Origin of the sequence: Collinsella sp. 4_8_47FAA (genome assembly GCF_000763055.1) — a bacterium.
In the GTDB taxonomy this organism is placed as follows: Bacteria; Actinomycetota; Coriobacteriia; order Coriobacteriales; family Coriobacteriaceae; genus Collinsella.
The window spans coordinates 5,532-7,586 of sequence record NZ_KN214140.1; the positions used below are offsets into that span (position 1 = coordinate 5,532).

Annotated in this window: 1 protein-coding gene; it reads left to right on the plus strand. The window is 61.5% G+C overall.

The window, feature by feature from the left end; genetic code table 11:
* Positions 1 to 346: 346 nt before the first annotated feature.
* Positions 347 to 2,055, plus strand: a 1,709-nt coding sequence (locus HMPREF9463_RS11215; protein ID WP_035138937.1) for a helix-turn-helix domain-containing protein, incomplete at its 3' end; no start/stop codon positions are given.

Consider the following 2,055-nt stretch of genomic DNA (forward strand, 5'->3'; position numbering starts at 1 on the left):
CGGTCGTACCTGATTGCCAAGTCCTCGGGCATTCTCAATGCCGCGGTAGCAGTTGCCACGGTGCACCTCCCAATCATCTGTATAACACGTTATACATTCTAGCACACCATTCGCCGTATAGGTGTAAAACACGTTATACAGATGGCCGCAGGGGTGTACAATAAATATATTGATAATATACGTCCTGTAAAGGCGTAGCCTTACCCCTCGGGGGCGGGCCATGATCGCGGGTTTCGCAGCCCAATTTTTTTGCCGCAGGGGTGTAAAATAACTGTATTGATAATATACGTCCTGTAAAGGCGTAGCTTTACCCCTCGGGGGCGGCTGGTATGGATGGTGGTGTTCAGTGGCAGATCGCAAGAAGAAACCCGGGCATGATGACGCCTGGTGGGCAGCCCAGCGCCATGCCTACATAGAGAAGAACGACATCCTTCTGTCCGACTATCCGTCCTGGGAATGGGTCAGCCCGTACGACTTCTGGCGGACTATCTTCCCCGATGGCTTCCTGCAGCCCCGCGGTGAGGTGGTCCCGTGGCATGAGAGGGGTGGCGGCCATCCCAACGGCATCGCCATCCAGATCACCCATAAGACCAAGACAGTCAAGACCAAGACGGGCATCGAGCACGATGTCCCCGTGATCGAGCGGTTCACGCTGACCGACGACCTCGACGGAGTTGAGGAGCGCGTCGTCGACTCGAACAGGAAGAACGAGTCCGTCTTTTGCGCACCCGTGTCGTATTTTGGCAAGAGCCGCGTTGCCGCGAACGCCCGGTTCCTGCACGCGTTCGCGATCGACCTCGACGGCGTCGGCGTGCAGGAGTTGAAGAACATGCTGAAGCAGTTCCGAAACGGCCGTGACCCGAAGTTCGCCGCGGACAAATGGGTATCCCTCCCACAGCCGACTTTCCTCGTGAACTCGGGTACGGGTTTCCACCTCTACTACGTGCTCGACCAGCCGATTCCGTTGATCCCGCGTATCGTGCCGTTCGTGCAGGAGATCAAGGCGATGCTCACGGACTACATCTGGCGCGATACCGTCTCGACGCTCGAGGACGTCCAGCACCAGGGCATCTACCAGCCCTTCAGGATGCCCGGCACCCCGACGAAGCTCAACGGCAAGGCCGCCGGGTCGAAAATCAAGGACAAGTACGAGGCCGTGGCGTTCGTCCACAACGGCGAGGACGGGAAACCCTGGCGATGCAGCCTCGACTACCTGCTCGGATACGCCGGCGTCCGCGGCGGCAAGGACCGCGCCGAGCTCATCGAGCTCATGCGCACCGCCGGGCGGACCCCCATCGAGCGCGCCAAGAAGCTCTGGCCCGAGTGGTACCAGGCGCGCATCGTCGAGGGCAAGGCCCCCGGTCGCTGGACCTGCAAGCGCGACCTGTACGACTGGTGGCTTGGCCAGGTCGAGACGAAGGCCACCGACCACCACCGCTACTGGTGCCTCAACGTCCTGGCCGCCTATGCCAGGAAGTGCGGCATCCCGTACGACGAGCTCGAGGCCGACGCTCTCGCGCTCGTGCCGACACTCGAGGGCCTGACGGTGCGCGAGGACAACCACTTCACCGAGGACCATGCGCTCGCCGCGATCGAGGCGTACTACGACCCCATCATCCACAAGCTCACCCGCGAGCGCATCGAGCGCCGTACCGCCATCGAGCTGCCGAAAAACAAGAGAAACGGGCGCAAACAGGCCGTGCACTTGGCCAGGGCGCGAACGGTTCAAGAATTTGACGACCCGGATGGCGCATGGCGCAATAAGGATGGGGCCCCGACGAAGGCCGACCTCGTTCGCGAGTACGCCGCAGAGCACCCCGACGCCAACCATAGTGAGATCGCCCGTGCTCTCGGCATCTCACGCCCGACCGTCATCAAGTGGCTGAAGGATGTGCCGAAGGGCGCCACCGAGCCGGAAAAACCGAAGCCGGATGATCTGTACGAGCTGTACAACCCCGCGATGGTCGAGCTCAGGGCAGCGCTCGACCAGTACTCGTTGAGCGCCAATGACCGCGGGTACCTGAGCCCGCCGCAGTCCGCCATGACCAGGTTGGA